Below are 15,562 nucleotides of genomic sequence, written 5' to 3'. Positions count from 1 at the left end.
ATGCCTTTTTTATTAATTAACGAAACCTGTGAAACGATTACTTTTGATTATCAATGGCCTCATTAATTTTGTATTGGAAATAAATCGCATAAAAGAAAAACGTGAGTATGCCACTTAAATGTACGGGCTCATTGCTGCCTTCATTAATTAACTCTTTTAGTGAAGTACGTAGCGAGAAAATGAATACCAGACCAACAATTAAAGAAATAATAGAAGCAATAGCAGACAAGACTTCAGAAATATCGGTGAATGCCAAAACAAAGTTGATTACGTAAATAGCAACATAGCCATAAATTAAGTTTTGATTTACCTGATGTTTAGCAAGTGCGTTTGCTTTGTTTGCGCGGCTTACTAGCCAGTATAAGGCGTAGATACCTAATGTGATAAGACTCAAAAAGAATACGCCCCAAGCGGAGAAGCGCTCGAAGTTTAAAATAGGTTTATTGCCACTTGTATTTGCTTGAGTTAGCTCTGCTTCAGGTGCTTCATATACATTTGTTGATTCTTCAGACACAACGGATCCTCATTTTTTTGTTAGTTCCTTGATTACACCAATTCACAAAAATACTAAATTATTTGAGAGGTTAAACCTGTCGCTATCTGCGTTAAAAATTTCTGATTTAGAACAACTAAATAACGAAATTTTTGCCTTGCTATCAACGAGGTTTTAATGCCTCAAAATAGACCACTTAATTAAGCGAACTGGTATTAGTTTGTTCCTATATTAGTAAATCGTAATTATTTAGTACACATTAATTGTTGCTTTACCTAGTAAAAATAATAAAAAGTTCGTTGTATAAACACGCGTTATGCAGACTATATAAAGTGTGAAGTTCCAAAAGCTGTGTGAATTATGTACACTGCCGCTGATTTTTAATGAGGTGTTGTGTGCTATTTGTTATTTTAAGCTGTATGTTTGTTTTGGTGATGTATTTAGAGTCGTTGTCTAAAGGGATGCCAGTAAAGCGTTGGATGCTTCTCGGTGGAATGCTTGGCCCAATTGCGTGGTGTTTGTTTAACGTACATTATCGACGTGCCTTTATTCGTCATATCGGCCGCCAATCATGTGGCTGGCGACCTTAGGCTTCTACGCTTCTTAATAAACTTGGCGCAGACTTATCGAGCTGGCTTTTTAAAAATTCTGTAAATTCTGGCTGTGATAACGGTTTAGAATAGAAATAACCTTGTATTGTTTGGCACTTTAATTGTTCTAACATTGTCACTTGGTCAGCTTGTTCAACCCCTTCAGCAACTACATGTAAATCAAGGTTATGGGCAATGGTCACAATCGAGTCGACCATGTTGCGACCACGCTCTGATTGCATATCATCAATAAAGGCTTTATCAACTTTTAAGGTGTTAAGCGGAAATTGCTTTAAATAGGCCAATGATGAGTAACCCGTACCAAAGTCATCCATTGCTAGGTGAATACCACGAGCGCTTAGTGAGCGCATAATTGTTATCGCTTCTTTAGGGTCATCCATTACCGTACCTTCGGTAATTTCAAGTTCTAAGAAATAAGATGGCAGCTCATTTTTTTGTAAAATTACATCAATGCGAGTGGTCAAATCAGGCAAGCTGAATTGTTTCGCTGATAAGTTAACCGCAACTCGGCCGTTAAATAAGCCTTGATCAATCCAGTTTTTTACATCACGACATGCTTTGTTTAATACCACTTCGCCGATTTCGATGATTTGCCCGGTTTCTTCTGCAATAGGGATAAATACGCCCGGGCTTATAATGCCTTTTTTAGGAGTAATAAAACGAACCAGTGCTTCCATACCATCTAGTTTGCCAGTGCGAATATTCATTTTCGGCTGATAATAGACTTCAAAATGATCTTCTTTTAAGCCGTAGCGCATCAAGTTTTCGATTTGTAGCCTTTTGACGGCTTGGCGGTTCATAGTGTCGTTGAAAAATAGGTAACTATTCCCTTTTTTCTTGGCATGATACATGGCTGTATCGGCATTCTTAAGCAATAACTCTGGGGTATTACCATCTTCAGGAAATAACACAATACCGACGCTCGATGTGATCACCAGCTCATGGCCTGCCATGTTGAATGGTGTAGCTATCGCCGCTAAAAATAGCTTAGCCATACGAGTAATGGTGTGTATGTCGTTGGTACCCGACATGACCAGTGCAAACTCATCTCCACCTAGGCGATAAAATACGTCTTTTTCGCGGGTAAGTTTATTCAAACGCATCGCAAGCTTAGACAGCAAGCTATCGCCAAGTTGATGACCAAGTGAGTCGTTGATCTTTTTAAAGTTATCTAAATCGAAAACTAACAGGGCATGATGGTTATCTTGCTTAGCGAGCTTCTTTAAATTCGTGAAGAACAGATTTCGATTAGGTAAGCCTGTTGTGCGGTCACGGTTTGATAAATTATGAAGTTGCGATTCGGCTTTTTTTCGTTCAGTTTGATCAGAGAATACAACCACATAATTACAAATTTGATTGTGCTCATTTTTGATTTCATCAATTGAAATTTCAATGGGCAGTAGCTGTCGCTTGGCGTTTCTCAGTTTGACTTCTTGTTGCCAATGTTCAGTGGCTTTAACAGTCGCTTTAACTTCATCTACATAACTTTGGTCATAACCATTAAGCATGAAGTCTTTTTTTAGGTATTGCTCGCGGCTGCCACCAAACAAGGTTAAAAAGCTTGGGTTTAAATCGACTAATTTGAAGTTTTTATCGTAAATAGCAATCGCGTCAGTTAATGACTCAACACATTTAGCAAATAAGTTTAAGCGTGCCTCAGTGGACTTTAATTGCGAAATATCCCGCACGGTGCCAGTCATGCGTAATGGCTGTAAGTTTGCGTCTTTTTCTATAATTTTTCCGCGGTCTAATACCCAGTGCCAACGGTCAAAATTATCTTTAATACGGTAACTTGCTTCGAAAAAAGCAGTGTGTTCAGCAAAATGTTTTTTTAGTGCTTTTTCTACTTGGTGAACATCATGGGGATGGATAAGGTCACGATTAGGAGGGAAGTCGCTGGTGTTATTAGTATTCGCGGTGTATTTGTCGTTAATACGTAGCACTTCGCCTGTTTTTATATTCCAATCCCACAATGTATCTCCACTTCCCTCTACAGTACTTTTTAGTCGATGTTCTGAGATACGGAGTTGATGGCGAGAGCGTTTGAGCTTGAAAATTATAAATAATAGGTACGGCAATAATAACAACATCACCCCACTTGGTATTAACAGCAAAGTTGTTTGCTCAAGTTCTATGGGGCTTGCAGCGGCGCTAAAAACGCTCGCTATACTTATTGTTAGAAAAGCAGAAATCATTGTTATTATTTTTGTCATTAATGCATTACCCTAATTCGCATCAGTTAATTTAATCCAAGCTGACGAATGAGTCAAAGAGAATGCGAATAAAGGGTGGTTTTTGCTGTCTTTTTAGTCTTAGGTTCGCTTAAAAGTTCTATTCTTGGGCGTTCATCGCTGAATATCTCTCTCACATATTGCTGCATATCGCTCAGACTTAATGCTTCTAGGGCAGTTAAAAGTTGCTGCTGCATGTTAAAATCACTGTCGCGATTACCTATGGCTAGCCATAAACGCTGTGAGCGAAGACGCAAATTTTTGTCTTTTTCTGCGATATGAGTCACTAAGCCTGCTTTTGTATCAAGCCATTGTTGCTCACTGATTTGTGAGATCTGTGTTACATAATTTTCAATAAACTGCTTATGACGTTTTAAAATTTCATCAGCGCTATGTTTAGGGGATTGCACATAAAAAGCGATACCAGCGCGGGTATTGAAAGGTGCGTAACCTGCGCCTACCAAATAACCTAGCTGTTGCTTGGTTCTTAATTCGTTGAAGTAATCTTGATTGATGAGGTGGTTCAACAACATCATTTTTACTTTTTCTTCAGTCGCATCGGTTTGAGCTTGGTAATAAAGAACCATCGCATGGTCATTACAATTTAAACAAAAGCGCTGCTGCGACACATCCGTAATAGTAGATAGAGGTCTGGTTAAATCAATAATGGTATTGCTGCCAGCGAGGTGCTCAGCGATTTGTTTTTGAAATTTCAATGCATCGCTACGCTGCCAATTACCATGCAAAAAAGACTCTACATGCAATGCTTTGAAAAACTCTTCTCTAAAGCAATTAAATTGATGAAAACTCGTATCTTTTAAAGCTTGTGCAAGCGCATTTGGTTCTGGGTTCCAAGGCATTATCTGTGCACCAAGGATACTAAATAATTCACCTACAGGTTTGTTTTGATTGCTGTTTCGCCAATGCCTAACTAGTTGCTTTTTATATTCTGCAAAGCGTTTTGCGCAGATCTCAACATTAAAGAGTGCTTCAAGTAACTCATTAACCAGCTCTAACTGACTCGATGAAAGGCCTGCAGTATGTAAGGTCAAACCGCCTTGGTGAGAGGTTAAATGATAACTAAGGCCAGCCAGTTCTGCTGGATAAAATTGTTCAGCGACACTGTCCATAAATAGGTCGGCAAACAAACGTGTGAGTGCCATATGCTTAACATCTTTTATCGCAAAGGAAGAGTCCATTGCTAAATAAAAATGCCCTTTTGCAACACGAAAGGTTGCATCTTGCTTAAACCAAAAATCAAAACCTTCTTGTTTTACAAGTAATTCTGGTGTTTTTGTTGGCGCGTCTAAGGGGAGTAACTCAACCTCTTTATTAAGGTAAGGATTGGCGCTTGGTAAGCACATTTTAGGCAGGGGGGTGTTTATTTCGCCGAGTGCTTCTAACCAGCAAGGAGAAATATCCTCAATTTTATAAGGCGTATTGTACCATGCTGTCGTATGCTCAGGTTCGACACCTGGGTGAATTAACACTAAGCGCATATTGTCTGGCGTAAGCCACTGCATAGCAATTTCATGGGCACATTGATTAAAGCCTTCCATAAGGTAGTCACCCTGAACATAGTTAGCTTCATCATAATGCTGCATGTTAATGCTTAAATTACTTACCCAATCAATTAAGCGTGCTTTTTCTTGATTATCAAAGGCGATTTGCAAAAGGTTCTTTTTATCTTGATAAAGACGCGGCAACTTATCGCAGTTTTGGTTAATTAAGCAGATATATTCAAACACCATTTCGACGATATCTTCATAGTATTCAATACCTTCATCTGTCAACGCCATGCTGATGTTAAAGTCTTTGAAATTACTGCCATTGATACCACCACCTGCAGAAAGCGCGTTGATCCAACCTTGCTCTTTCAAAATTGAATACAGCGACCCTTTGCCTTCATAGCCGAGTAAGTGAGCAATAAAGCTCACCGTTTTGTGACGATAAAAGTCATCAATGTTCGGCATTGCAAAACTTATAATTAGCTTTTGCATATGCTTGTGTGGCTCAATATGCAGTACTTTACCTAAGTCTTGTTTGCGATAAAGAGGCTGCTCAATGATCGCCTTACTTTTTTGCTGCCCTTTAATGGCGCTGAAATATTGGCTTACCCAGTCGCTCATTGTGGCAATATCTTCGTTACTGCAAATGACTAAAGTCATCCATTGTGCTTGGTAGTGGCGGTCAAAAAAGGCACGTAATTCATCGCTAATACAACCTTCACGATCTGCAAGTGTTTGTTGGTTACCAACCGAGAACTTAGCAAAAGGGTGAGCAGGATTAACGGTTTCTTTATGGGCTTGGTAAATACGACGGCCATCGTCTTTTATTTTTAATTTAAACTCTGCATCAATCGCATTTCGTTCTTTAGCAGTTTCGTTAGGGCTTAATAGTGGCGCAATAAAAAAGCGACTAAATTGAGCCAGAGCTTCTGAAAATTGTTGGTTATTGATATCAAAGAAAAAGCAAGAATGCTCAGTGCCTGTCCATGCGTTGGTACTGCCACCTGATTGTGAAACAAAATTAGAAAACCCGCCTGACTCTGGGTACAGATCGGTACCTAAAAAAAGCATATGTTCTAAAAAGTGAGCGAGCCCTTGTCTATCAAGAGGATCGTCAAAGTGACCAGCGTTTATCGCCATAGAAGCCGCGGATTTTGTTGACTCAAGGTCTTGCACCAAGAGCACTTTTAGACCATTGTCCAGTGTTAGGGGCTGATATGTTCTGTTATCATTGCGGCTGATATTCAAAAGATGCTCCTGAAAGAATGCGTTAACTCGCTAACAACAGATGATAACTTCAGGAAGGCTAAAAATGGCACAGCAATGAAAATCTACCTGAATATCAATAAGCGGATGTTTAATGTATCTAGTGATGATATTCTAATATAGCTAACAATCAAGCAAACTGGCTACTGTTTTATATTCTTTAATCGGTTGATTTTTTATGAAAACAATCTTAATCATGCGCCATGGCGAAGCAACGCCAATGCAAGCAGATGATGCAGCAAGACAACTGACCGAAAATGGTCATCAAGAAGCCAGTAGAATGGGGCAATGGTTAGCAACACATTATAAACCAGATGCTCTGTTGGTGAGTCCTTACATTCGTGCTCAACAAACCGCTACTGATGCAACGCAAAATATTTCGTTACAATTTAATGAAACTTGTAGCGATATTACGCCAGATGGCGTGCCACAAGTTGCTGCTGATTATTTAGAAACCCTCATTGCCATGCATCCTCAGTGTAATACTTGGTTAGTGGTAGCGCACATGCCAATAGTCAGCTATTTAGTTGATCAGTTGAGTCCTGGCCACATGCCTATTTTTAATACTGGCGCAGTCGCCGTAATTGAATATGATGAGCACAATCAGCGCAGTTACTACCATAGTATTCACTCACCAAATAACGTCGAAATATAACAGTGGATTTGCTAAATTAGCGCCACTGTTAATTTTTTAAGTCCTTACTATGACAATTGAACGCTTACAAACGGGTGCGCGTATGAGCCGCATCGTTAAGCATAACGGCACTGTTTACTTGTGTGGCCAAGTGTGTGCTGATGCCGAAAAAGATATCACTGAACAAACTCAAACTATGCTTGATAAAGTTGAAGCCTTACTCATTGAGGCTGGTAGTAGCAAAAAGCATATGTTAAGTGCCACTATTTATCTGAAAAGCATGGAATATTTTGCCGAGATGAATGCTGTTTGGGATGCATGGGTACCCCAAGGCCATGCACCTGCTCGCGCTTGTGTTGAGGCAAAAATGGCGCGCGATGCTCTGCTTGTAGAGATATCTGTTGTTGCATCTGTTAAGTAACGAGCAGCGAATTGCGCAGTTGATTGCTCGCTTTAATGAGCAATCTGGGTGCGCAGTTGTTCAATTACCAAGTTGGCATTTTTGTGATAATGAGCAAGATGCCAATGACTGCGCATTGCTGGTTTTAAAGGGTGTAAAACAAGCAACAACCCCTTCACTTTATTGGTTTAAAGCCAACAATGAAGCCCTTCCTGAAGTGGGTGATTTGGCCATTTTTACTAATTGGCTAGGACAGCCGCTAGGCATTATTGAAACTGTCTCTGTAACCATTACCTCATTTAATCAAATAAGCGCAGATTATGCCGCGCTAGAAGGCGAAGGCGACAAAAGCCTTGAATATTGGCAACGCGTACATTGGGACTTTTATCAGCGAGAATTAGCTGGCACAGGCTATCAATGTCATCCCGATATGCCTTTAGTGTGTGAACAGTTTAAGTTAATTTTTAAGGAGTGAGCATGAGTTCAAATCCTGTGGTTCTTATCACTGGCGGCGGACGAGGTATTGGTGCCGCGACAGCAAAGCTGTTTGCTAAACATGGCTATGATGTGTGTATTAATTATAAGTCAGATTACGCAAGTGCAGAGCAAGTCGCTGATAAGCTAAAAGCCTATGGCGTGAATGCCTATTTGTTGCAAGCCGATATCGCAGATGAGCAGCAAGTAATCGCCATGTTCGCCAAACTCGATGGGCTGGTTGCGCGCTTAGACGTGTTAGTGAATAACGCGGCGATGATGATGCCGCAAATGCCGTTATTAGAGATGGATGCTAAGCGTATTAACACTATTTTAAGTTGCAATGTCACAGGGGCATTTTTGTGTGCGCGAGAAGCAATTAAGCGCATGGATAAAGGTAGTATTGTGAATGTGTCATCGGGTGCGTCGCGAACCGGCTCGCCAAATGAATATTTAGACTATGCTGCATCTAAAGGAGCACTTGATACCTTCACTATTGGCCTTGCAAAAGAAGTAGCGAGTAAAGGTATTCGAGTTAATGCGGTAAGGCCTGGTCTTATTTATACCGATATGCATCGTGATGGTGGTGAAGTAAACCGCGTCGATCGTTTAAAATCTAAATTGCCGCTGGGGCGTGGTGGAGAAGCTGATGAGGTCGCTTCAGCGATTTACTTTTTGGCAAGTGAGCAAGCATCATTTACAACAGGCAGTTTTATAGATGTTTCAGGTGGTTTATAAAAACTAAAGTAAAATAGTTAACCAAACACTAAAGCTCACTACACTTAACACCGTTGAAAGCACAACGCTACTTGCCAGTGTCGCCTGATGTTGTTTAATTTGATTAGCAATTAAATAAGCGTTTACACCTAAAGGAGAGGCGCTTAAAAGGACAAGTACTTTCAGCAGAGATTGCTCCAAATTAAAAACGTGGCTAGCAAAAAAGTATACAGCACAAGGTAAAACGGCAAGTTTGATGATGGTAGCAATAACGGAGGCCTGCCAGTTGTCTGCAACTTTATAGAACACCAAATTTGCCCCTAACACGAATAGCGCACACGCAATGGCGGGTTTAGCAAGTAAGCTTAAACCATTTGCTAAATCATCAAAAAGTGTAAAACCAAATAGGTTAACAGCAAGGCCACTACTGATACTCAACACGACTGGGTTCAGTAGCATGTTTTTAGCAAACGCTCGCCAAGAGAATGTTTGCTGCGACTTAGCGCTGAGCAAAAAGGTGAGGGTAAACAATAATGCGCTGTGAAAAGTGATGATCATAAACACAATGCCGACCATTTGCTGCCCAAGAGCAGCAATAATAATAGGCAGACCTACCAGTACGGTATTTGAGTAACTACTGCCAAGAGCAAATACAGCGTGACGCGATGGTGCAGATTGCGTTGCTATAAAATACCGGTCAATTACATAGCCAAGGGCATAAATAGCTAATACTGGAATATAAAAACTTAAAAAGCCGGCAACAGAAACACTATTTTTTAAATCGGCTTGTGCCATATTCAAAAATAGAAAAGCAGGCACGCTAATGTAAAAGGTAAACTTGCTTAACCCTGCTATGTGCTCTTTCGATAAAAACTTGCTACGCGAGCTAATGTAACCACTTAAAACGATAAAAATCAGTGGAAAAATAATCGAAAAAATATGCACATTAGGCCTTATGACAAGAAGACGTTAGCGTCTGAACTCATCACTTTGTGGAAGATTAATTAAAATAAGTACCGCACCTTTACCGCCAAACTCAAGAGGTGCTTGATGCATAGCAATTACATCAGGGTGTTGTACTAAATATTGTGGCACTTTGTGTTTGAGTATGCGCTCACCAATACCATGCACAATACAGGCACAATAGTAGTGCTGTTTTTTACACTCATGAATTAATCCAGCCAGCTCATCTTTGGCTAACTCTTTATTTAAGCCATGTAAATCAAGGGTTAACTCAGGCGGGTAATCTCCACGACGAAGTTGCTTTGCCAAAAAGCTATCATGACCTGGTTTGACATAACTGACAGTGCCATGAGTGTCGATGTCTGGTACATATTCATCAGAAAAGAAAAATTCTGCCTGATGTTGCTTTTTTTGCTGGGAAAATTGCTTCGCTTGTGACACTTTAGGCTTATTGGTGAATCGAATAGTGTCTTGTTTAAAGGCTTTGGCACCACTAATACTCTGACGAAATAAATCAATATCGTCAGGGCTAATGTGATTGTTGGCGTGGGGATCTTTTTTCATGGCGGCAGTCTAAACAAAAAAACGCTAAAAATCGAGTAAAAACCAACTGAAAAGACGGTACAATACGCGTCAGAATAGACTTTGAAAGTTAAGGAACATACATGAACCATTTCCAGATTGAAGATGCAATTTTAGACGAGGCAATTGCAGAACTTTCAACGTTGCACGATTGGTTACGTTGGACAACCAGTCAATTTGCCAGCAGTGGTATTTTCTTTGGGCACGGCACAGATAATGCGTGGGATGAAGCAGTTAGCTTATTATTACCCGCATTAAGTTTGCCTATCGACGCGCCAAAAGAGCTAATGCATGCGCGTTTAACCAGCACCGAGAAGAACCGTTTAGCTGAACTAATTGCAGAGCGTATTAATGATTGTACGCCAGTACCATACCTGACCAACATAGCATGGTTTGCAGGTATGCCGTTTTATGTCGATGAGCGCGTGTTAATTCCACGCTCGCCATTTGCAGAGCTAATTAACAACCGCTTTGCACCTTGGTTAGAAGAGCCAAGCTCAGTAACGCGCATTCTTGATTTATGTACCGGCTCTGCGTGTATCGCCATTGCACTTGCACAAGCATTTGAAGATGCTCAAGTTGATGCGGTTGATATTTCTTATGAAGCGCTCGAAGTTGCTGATATTAATATTAGCGATTACATGCTCAATGACCGTGTACTGCCAATTCAATCAGACGTGTTTAGTGGCGTTCCGGGTCAAAAATATGATCTGATCGTAGCAAACCCACCTTATGTTGATGCTGAAGATATGGCTGATTTACCGCGTGAATTCCACCATGAACCAGAACTTGGTTTAGCATCGGGCCATGACGGCCTAGACGTAACGCGTACAATTTTAGCTGAAGCCGCAGAGCATCTAACTGATAACGGTTTGTTATTTGTCGAAGTCGGCAACTCTATGGTACATATGGAAGCGTTATATCCAAATGCACCGTTTGAGTGGGTTGAGTTCGAGCAAGGTGGATTAGGTGTGTTTGTGATCAGCAAAGAGCAACTAGTTAAGTATTTTGCTGACTAACGGCAGATTTTAAAAGCCGAGCCTGAGGGCTCGGTCTCAGTAGTCATTAGGAATGAGGAAAGTTAATGGCAGGTAATAGCATTGGACAACTATTTAAAGTGTCCACCTTTGGTGAGAGCCACGGCGTTGCATTAGGCGGCGTTGTTGATGGTACACCAGCAGGCCTTGAAATTTGCGAGGCCGACTTACAAATTGATTTAGACCGTCGTAAACCGGGGCAAAGTCGTTATACAACGCAGCGCCGCGAAAGTGACGAAGTTAAAATTCTTTCAGGTGTATTCGAAGGTAAAACCACAGGTACTAGCATTGGTTTACTGATTGAAAACACCGATCAACGTTCAAAAGACTACGGCAAAATCGCTGAGGTGTTTCGTCCAGGTCATGGCGATTATACCTATTGGCATAAATACGGTATCCGTGATTACCGAGGTGGTGGTCGCTCTTCTGCCCGTGAAACGGCTATTCGTGTAGCGGCAGGTGCAATTGCTAAAAAATACTTAAAACAGTTTCATGGTATTGAAATTCGAGCATGTTTGAGCCAACTAGGGCCAATCAAAGCAGAAGACTACAACTGGGATGAAGTAGAAAATAATGCATTTTTCTTTCCAGACACCAGCAAGCTAGAAGCGCTTGATGAGTACATGCGCGACCTAAAAAAACAAGGTGATTCGGTAGGCGCTAAAGTCAAAGTGGTTGCTAAAAATGTGCCTGTAGGCTTAGGTGAGCCAGTATTTGATCGCCTAGATGCAGAGCTTGCACACTCATTAATGAGCATTAATGCGGTAAAAGGCGTTGAAATTGGTGATGGCTTTGATGTGGTTGAGCAAAAAGGCTCTGAGCACCGTGATGAGTTAACTCCTGATGGTTTTACATCAAATCACGCGGGCGGTGTACTTGCGGGTATCTCAACAGGGCAAGATATCATTGCCTCTATCGCACTTAAGCCAACCTCAAGCATTACCATACCGGGCAACAGCATTAATACCAGCAACGAAGCGGTAGAGATGATCACCAAAGGACGCCATGATCCCTGTGTAGGCATTCGTGCTATTCCTATTGCTGAGGCGATGATGGCGATTACCTTAATGGATCACTTATTGCGCCAACGTGGTCAAAACCCACATGTTAGCCACGAACATGGACCAATCAAAGGTTCGATTTAAGCGCAGTCTTAAATAAAGTAAACGCAGTTAATGAGCGCGATGATTATCATCGCGCTTTTTTATGCCTTAATTATTTCCACAAGCTGTTTAATTTTTTCATGACTTAGCGGGTTGTGGGCATGATTACCGTAAAGCAGGACGATATCAATGACAGGCAGTATCGGAAGTGAGTTATCGCTGATTTCTTCCACACCTGATTGCATGCTGATTCGCGCCATACTACCTATTGCAAGTCCTTGTTTAATCAAGCCATGTAACGCTCCCGCTGAGCCACAGCAGGCAATAATATTAAAACGGCGTTCGGCCTTTAAAAGGCCTTCAATACTGGCTTGGTGAAACTTACAGTCTCGTTGAAACAAGGCGATAGGAAGTGGGGTTGAATCTTCAATCTCAAAACCGGGGCTTTTCACCCACACGCCTTGGCTTGATTGTAATAAATAACCTTCTTCGCTGTCTGGCGAGCGAGTGGCAATCACTAAATCGAGCATACCTTGGTCTAGCTTGGCTCTAAGCTCAGTACTTGGGGCGCAGCTTATTTGTAAATCTAGCGCATTAAACTGTTGATGTAAGGCATCAACAAGCTCTGGTAGTAAAGAGTGGGCATAGTCGTCAGGACAACCTATGCGTACGCGCAGATTGCCTGCGCCTGCTTTTAATTGCTTAAACGCTTCATCATGAAGCGCTATCAATTGTTTTGCATAGCTTGCTAGCTGGTGGCCTTGATGAGTTAGCACCAGTTGACGACCTTGCTTTTCAAATAGGGGGCTTGCAATGTCTTGTTCAAGCTTTTTCATTTGCATACTTACCGCAGATTGGGTTCTGCAAATCTGTGCTGCAGCGCGGGTAAAACTGCCTGTATCAACAAAGGCACAAAAAGTCCTGAGGGCATCAATATCCATAATGTATCAACTTTACTTATAGGTAGCATAAAAACAATTGGCGAGTAATTACCCAATTGCTGTTTTATAGTGAGCCTAATCTAAACGTTAAAGGAAGCGCAATGCAATTATTTATTGGCAATAAAAATTACTCAACTTGGTCATTAAGAGCGTGGTATTTACTGAGTAAATTCAATATTTCTTTTACAGAGCAACAGTTAGTTTTAGATACGCCTGAGTTTTATGAAGCATTAAAAAGCACGTTTCCGGTGCAAAAAGTGCCGGCACTTATTGATGCTGAATTAATCGTGTGGGATTCACTCGCCATTTGTGAATATATCAATGATGCTTATCTAAATGGTGCTGCTTGGCCTAGTGAAATAGCCCAAAGAGCAAAAGCTCGCAGTCTAGCTGCCGAGATGCATTCTGGTTTTGCTGCACTTCGCAATGAAATGCCGATGAACATTCGCGCTAAAAGGCATGTTGAATTATCAGAGCAAGCTAAAAAAGATATCGCACGTATCGATGAGATTTTTTCGGCTCAGCAGCAGCGTTATCCTAATGCGTGGTTATTTGGCGAGTTTTCTATTGTTGATGCGATGTTTGCACCTGTGGTGTTGCGTTTTAAAACCTATCAGGTGGAGCTGTCGAGTGCAGCACAAGCTTATTGCCAGCATGTGCTAGCTTGCCCTGTGTTGCAAACCTGGATCAATCAAGCATTAAAAGAAACCGATATTGTTGTATGTGATGAGGCAGGAAAAGAGATTTCATAACATAATTACGGAGTATTTCATTAATACTTCGTTTGCCCCTACTTATATTGTGCTGGTTAAAATGTGTTATTTTTATACAAAATAACTAGTTCAATTCTAATCTCTTCCTTCTATAATAGAGTTGTTGCTCTTTAATTCAACACTTCTCATTCTCCCTTTTGTTGTAGGCACATTTATGGGCGTTTATGCTGCAAAGTTATTAAACAAAGATATGACTATTAACCGTTATGCTTGTCAGTTCAAGTCGAAACAGGTTGAGTTGTTGTTTATACAAAGTAAATTGGTGCAAGATAAAAAGCTTGCTCAATTTCTTGCATGTATAATCGCCGTTGTGACTATGCTCGTCACTTTTTTCGATAAGATGATTATTCAGCCAGATTTCTGGCCTGATATTGCTTTGATTGGCAGAACTATCACTGTATTTGTATGCGTTAGCGCTGCTTTTGGTATTAGTTTTGTAAAGTCACCGAAGCAGTTAATACAGATGGTCATCGCCTTTATGATATTTATGTTTTTGAATATGCAATTTATGGTTATCACCTATGAGCGTCATTATATATTGCATATGTTTTTTGATGTCATTGTATTGATTACATTTTACTTCTCGACTTTGCTCTCCTTGAAACTATCAGCGCTATTAGGTGTGTTTTATAGCTGTCTGGCTATTTCCGTTATTTATTTTAATAAAGATATAAATTTGCATTCTTTTTATGTGGTTATTTTAGCTCACATAGCGGCTAATTTAGCGGGATCGATCATGGCTGCCCATGAACACATTATTCGTCGTGAGCTATTTGTACGTAATACGCAATTAGGTCAATTAGCTCAAGAAATGAAAAAGCAGGCCTTGAAAGATGCGCTTACACAGTTACCTAACCGCAGAGCGTTTGATAATACTTATGAGCATTACCAAAAACTCAGTAAAGAAAATCAATATAAATCAAAACAAGTATGCGTTGTTTTAGCTGATATTGATTACTTTAAACGTGTTAATGACACCCATGGGCACGAAGTTGGCGACGCTGTGCTAGAAAAGTTTTCAACATTCCTTACAAAGTCTTTGAGAGCTTCTGACGATGTTTATCGTTTTGGAGGAGAGGAGTTTGTAATTGTGTTGCCGCTTTGTTCTGTTGAAGATGCGACGATAATTGTCAATAAAATGATTGAAACACTGAATGCTGAGCCGTTACATCTTAATGATATGTCTTTATCAATAAGAGCAAGCTTTGGTTTGACAGTTATGCGTGAGGAGCTTCAAAAGTCTGTTATTGCTCGAGCAGATTCAGCGTTATACGAAGCCAAAGAGGCTGGTCGCAATCAACTGGTCGTTAAAATCTAGCGAGTCTGTCTAAATAAGTTGTTTTAGATTTCACTTTTATTTTTATTTTATACCTAGATAGGTATATTCAGCATGCAAGGAGCCGCAATATGCTACCAGGCCAACCTAAGGGCTTTAAAGTTTCAATTCGCGTCAGTGTGTTACTGGTGTTTGCCTTGGCAAGTTTATTAACAGGGATTGTGGCAATTAGTCTCCATTATTACTTTAGTGAAAAGTTTGTACTGCAGACAAAAACGGACCAATTTAAGCAGACCAGTCAACAAATAGCAGACCATATCTCGAGAATAAATCATCGGGTTGATAATACGCTCAGCGTAATGATCCATGATACTCGACTCTTTTCTGAAGATAGCAAGGATAAAGACACCTTGCGTAATGTGTTGATAGAGGTACTAAGTCGACATGCGGATTTTTACTCATTAATTCTTGCGCATCAAAATGGTGATATGCTGCAAGTAATTAATTTAAAAGGTGATGCAACCTTACCCGCTAGTTTTCAAATCCGGCCTTT

At 40.5% G+C, this 15,562-nt stretch carries 15 protein-coding genes; 9 read left to right on the top strand and 6 right to left on the bottom strand.

Annotation, left to right across the window (positions count from 1 at the left end):
- Nucleotides 1-37: 37 nt before the first annotated feature.
- On the bottom strand, nucleotides 38-514 hold the full coding sequence (locus ACSFVZ_RS07665; RefSeq protein WP_135923926.1) for a DUF4234 domain-containing protein: 477 nt from the start codon (nucleotides 512-514) through the stop codon (nucleotides 38-40).
- Between the two features lie 374 nt (nucleotides 515-888).
- Between ACSFVZ_RS07665 and ACSFVZ_RS07660 the strand changes: the two genes are divergently transcribed.
- Complete coding sequence (locus tag ACSFVZ_RS07660) at nucleotides 889-1,083, top strand: hypothetical protein (RefSeq protein ID WP_135923927.1); 195 nt, start codon at nucleotides 889-891, stop codon at nucleotides 1,081-1,083.
- Here the strand turns inward: ACSFVZ_RS07660 and ACSFVZ_RS07655 are convergent.
- Nucleotides 1,080-3,194 (bottom strand): sensor domain-containing protein, encoded by a 2,115-nt coding sequence (locus tag ACSFVZ_RS07655; protein ID WP_435558602.1) that lies wholly within the window; start codon nucleotides 3,192-3,194, stop codon nucleotides 1,080-1,082. The two genes, ACSFVZ_RS07660 and ACSFVZ_RS07655, sit on opposite strands and share 4 nt — an antisense overlap.
- 176 nt (nucleotides 3,195-3,370) lie before the next feature.
- A complete protein-coding gene (locus ACSFVZ_RS07650; RefSeq protein WP_435558531.1) occupies nucleotides 3,371-6,091 on the bottom strand; it encodes an insulinase family protein in 2,721 nt (906 codons plus the stop codon).
- 196 nt (nucleotides 6,092-6,287) lie between these two features.
- Between ACSFVZ_RS07650 and sixA the strand changes: the two genes are divergently transcribed.
- The 4 genes from sixA to ACSFVZ_RS07630 are packed head-to-tail and all read left to right on the top strand — an operon-like array spanning nucleotide 6,288 to nucleotide 8,355.
- Nucleotides 6,288-6,764, top strand: a complete 477-nt coding sequence (sixA, locus tag ACSFVZ_RS07645; protein ID WP_135923930.1) for a phosphohistidine phosphatase SixA — start codon at nucleotides 6,288-6,290, stop codon at nucleotides 6,762-6,764.
- A gap of 49 nt (nucleotides 6,765-6,813) precedes the next feature.
- Nucleotides 6,814-7,164: a RidA family protein gene (locus tag ACSFVZ_RS07640; RefSeq protein WP_435558529.1), complete on the top strand. Its 351-nt coding sequence runs from the start codon at nucleotides 6,814-6,816 to the stop codon at nucleotides 7,162-7,164.
- On the top strand, nucleotides 7,148-7,618 hold the full coding sequence (locus ACSFVZ_RS07635; protein ID WP_435558528.1) for an ASCH domain-containing protein: 471 nt from the start codon (nucleotides 7,148-7,150) through the stop codon (nucleotides 7,616-7,618). The genes ACSFVZ_RS07640 and ACSFVZ_RS07635 overlap by 17 nt, the downstream gene beginning before the upstream one ends.
- A gap of 2 nt (nucleotides 7,619-7,620) precedes the next feature.
- The gene (locus ACSFVZ_RS07630; protein WP_435558526.1) at nucleotides 7,621-8,355 is read left to right on the top strand and encodes an SDR family oxidoreductase; all 735 of its coding nucleotides are present in this window, start codon (nucleotides 7,621-7,623) and stop codon (nucleotides 8,353-8,355) included.
- A 3-nt stretch (nucleotides 8,356-8,358) separates the two neighbouring features.
- Here the strand turns inward: ACSFVZ_RS07630 and ACSFVZ_RS07625 are convergent, their stop codons facing one another.
- Both ACSFVZ_RS07625 and smrB read right to left on the bottom strand, forming a co-directional pair.
- Nucleotides 8,359-9,279 (bottom strand): AEC family transporter, encoded by a 921-nt coding sequence (locus ACSFVZ_RS07625; RefSeq protein WP_295512678.1) that lies wholly within the window; start codon nucleotides 9,277-9,279, stop codon nucleotides 8,359-8,361.
- A 24-nt stretch (nucleotides 9,280-9,303) separates the two neighbouring features.
- Nucleotides 9,304-9,861 carry an endonuclease SmrB gene (gene smrB, locus ACSFVZ_RS07620; protein WP_135923935.1) on the bottom strand — a complete coding sequence of 186 codons (558 nt, stop codon included), beginning with the start codon at nucleotides 9,859-9,861 and terminating at the stop codon, nucleotides 9,304-9,306.
- A 101-nt stretch (nucleotides 9,862-9,962) separates the two neighbouring features.
- Between smrB and prmB the strand changes: the two genes are divergently transcribed.
- Nucleotides 9,963-10,898, top strand: a complete 936-nt coding sequence (gene prmB / locus ACSFVZ_RS07615; RefSeq protein WP_135923936.1) for a 50S ribosomal protein L3 N(5)-glutamine methyltransferase — start codon at nucleotides 9,963-9,965, stop codon at nucleotides 10,896-10,898.
- Between the two features lie 65 nt (nucleotides 10,899-10,963).
- Nucleotides 10,964-12,061, top strand: coding sequence for a chorismate synthase (aroC, locus tag ACSFVZ_RS07610; protein WP_135923937.1), 1,098 nt, complete (start codon nucleotides 10,964-10,966; stop codon nucleotides 12,059-12,061).
- Between the two features lie 59 nt (nucleotides 12,062-12,120).
- On the opposite strand, the gene ACSFVZ_RS07605 is transcribed toward aroC, so the two are convergent.
- Nucleotides 12,121-12,960 (bottom strand): LysR family transcriptional regulator, encoded by an 840-nt coding sequence (locus ACSFVZ_RS07605; RefSeq protein ID WP_435558525.1) that lies wholly within the window; start codon nucleotides 12,958-12,960, stop codon nucleotides 12,121-12,123.
- Between the two features lie 101 nt (nucleotides 12,961-13,061).
- Here ACSFVZ_RS07605 and ACSFVZ_RS07600 point away from each other — a divergent pair, with 101 nt between their 5' ends.
- Nucleotides 13,062-13,712: a glutathione S-transferase family protein gene (locus ACSFVZ_RS07600; RefSeq protein ID WP_435558524.1), complete on the top strand. Its 651-nt coding sequence runs from the start codon at nucleotides 13,062-13,064 to the stop codon at nucleotides 13,710-13,712.
- A gap of 124 nt (nucleotides 13,713-13,836) precedes the next feature.
- Nucleotides 13,837-15,051 carry a GGDEF domain-containing protein gene (locus ACSFVZ_RS07595; RefSeq protein WP_435558523.1) on the top strand — a complete coding sequence of 405 codons (1,215 nt, stop codon included), beginning with the start codon at nucleotides 13,837-13,839 and terminating at the stop codon, nucleotides 15,049-15,051.
- Nucleotides 15,052-15,562: the final 511 nt, after the last annotated feature.

Origin of the sequence: Pseudoalteromonas nanhaiensis (assembly GCF_051235485.1) — a bacterium.
GTDB classification, from domain to species: domain Bacteria; phylum Pseudomonadota; class Gammaproteobacteria; order Enterobacterales; family Alteromonadaceae; genus Pseudoalteromonas; species Pseudoalteromonas lipolytica_C.
Note: the sequence above shows the minus strand (reverse complement) of the source record. Positions and strands in the feature narration are given on the sequence as shown.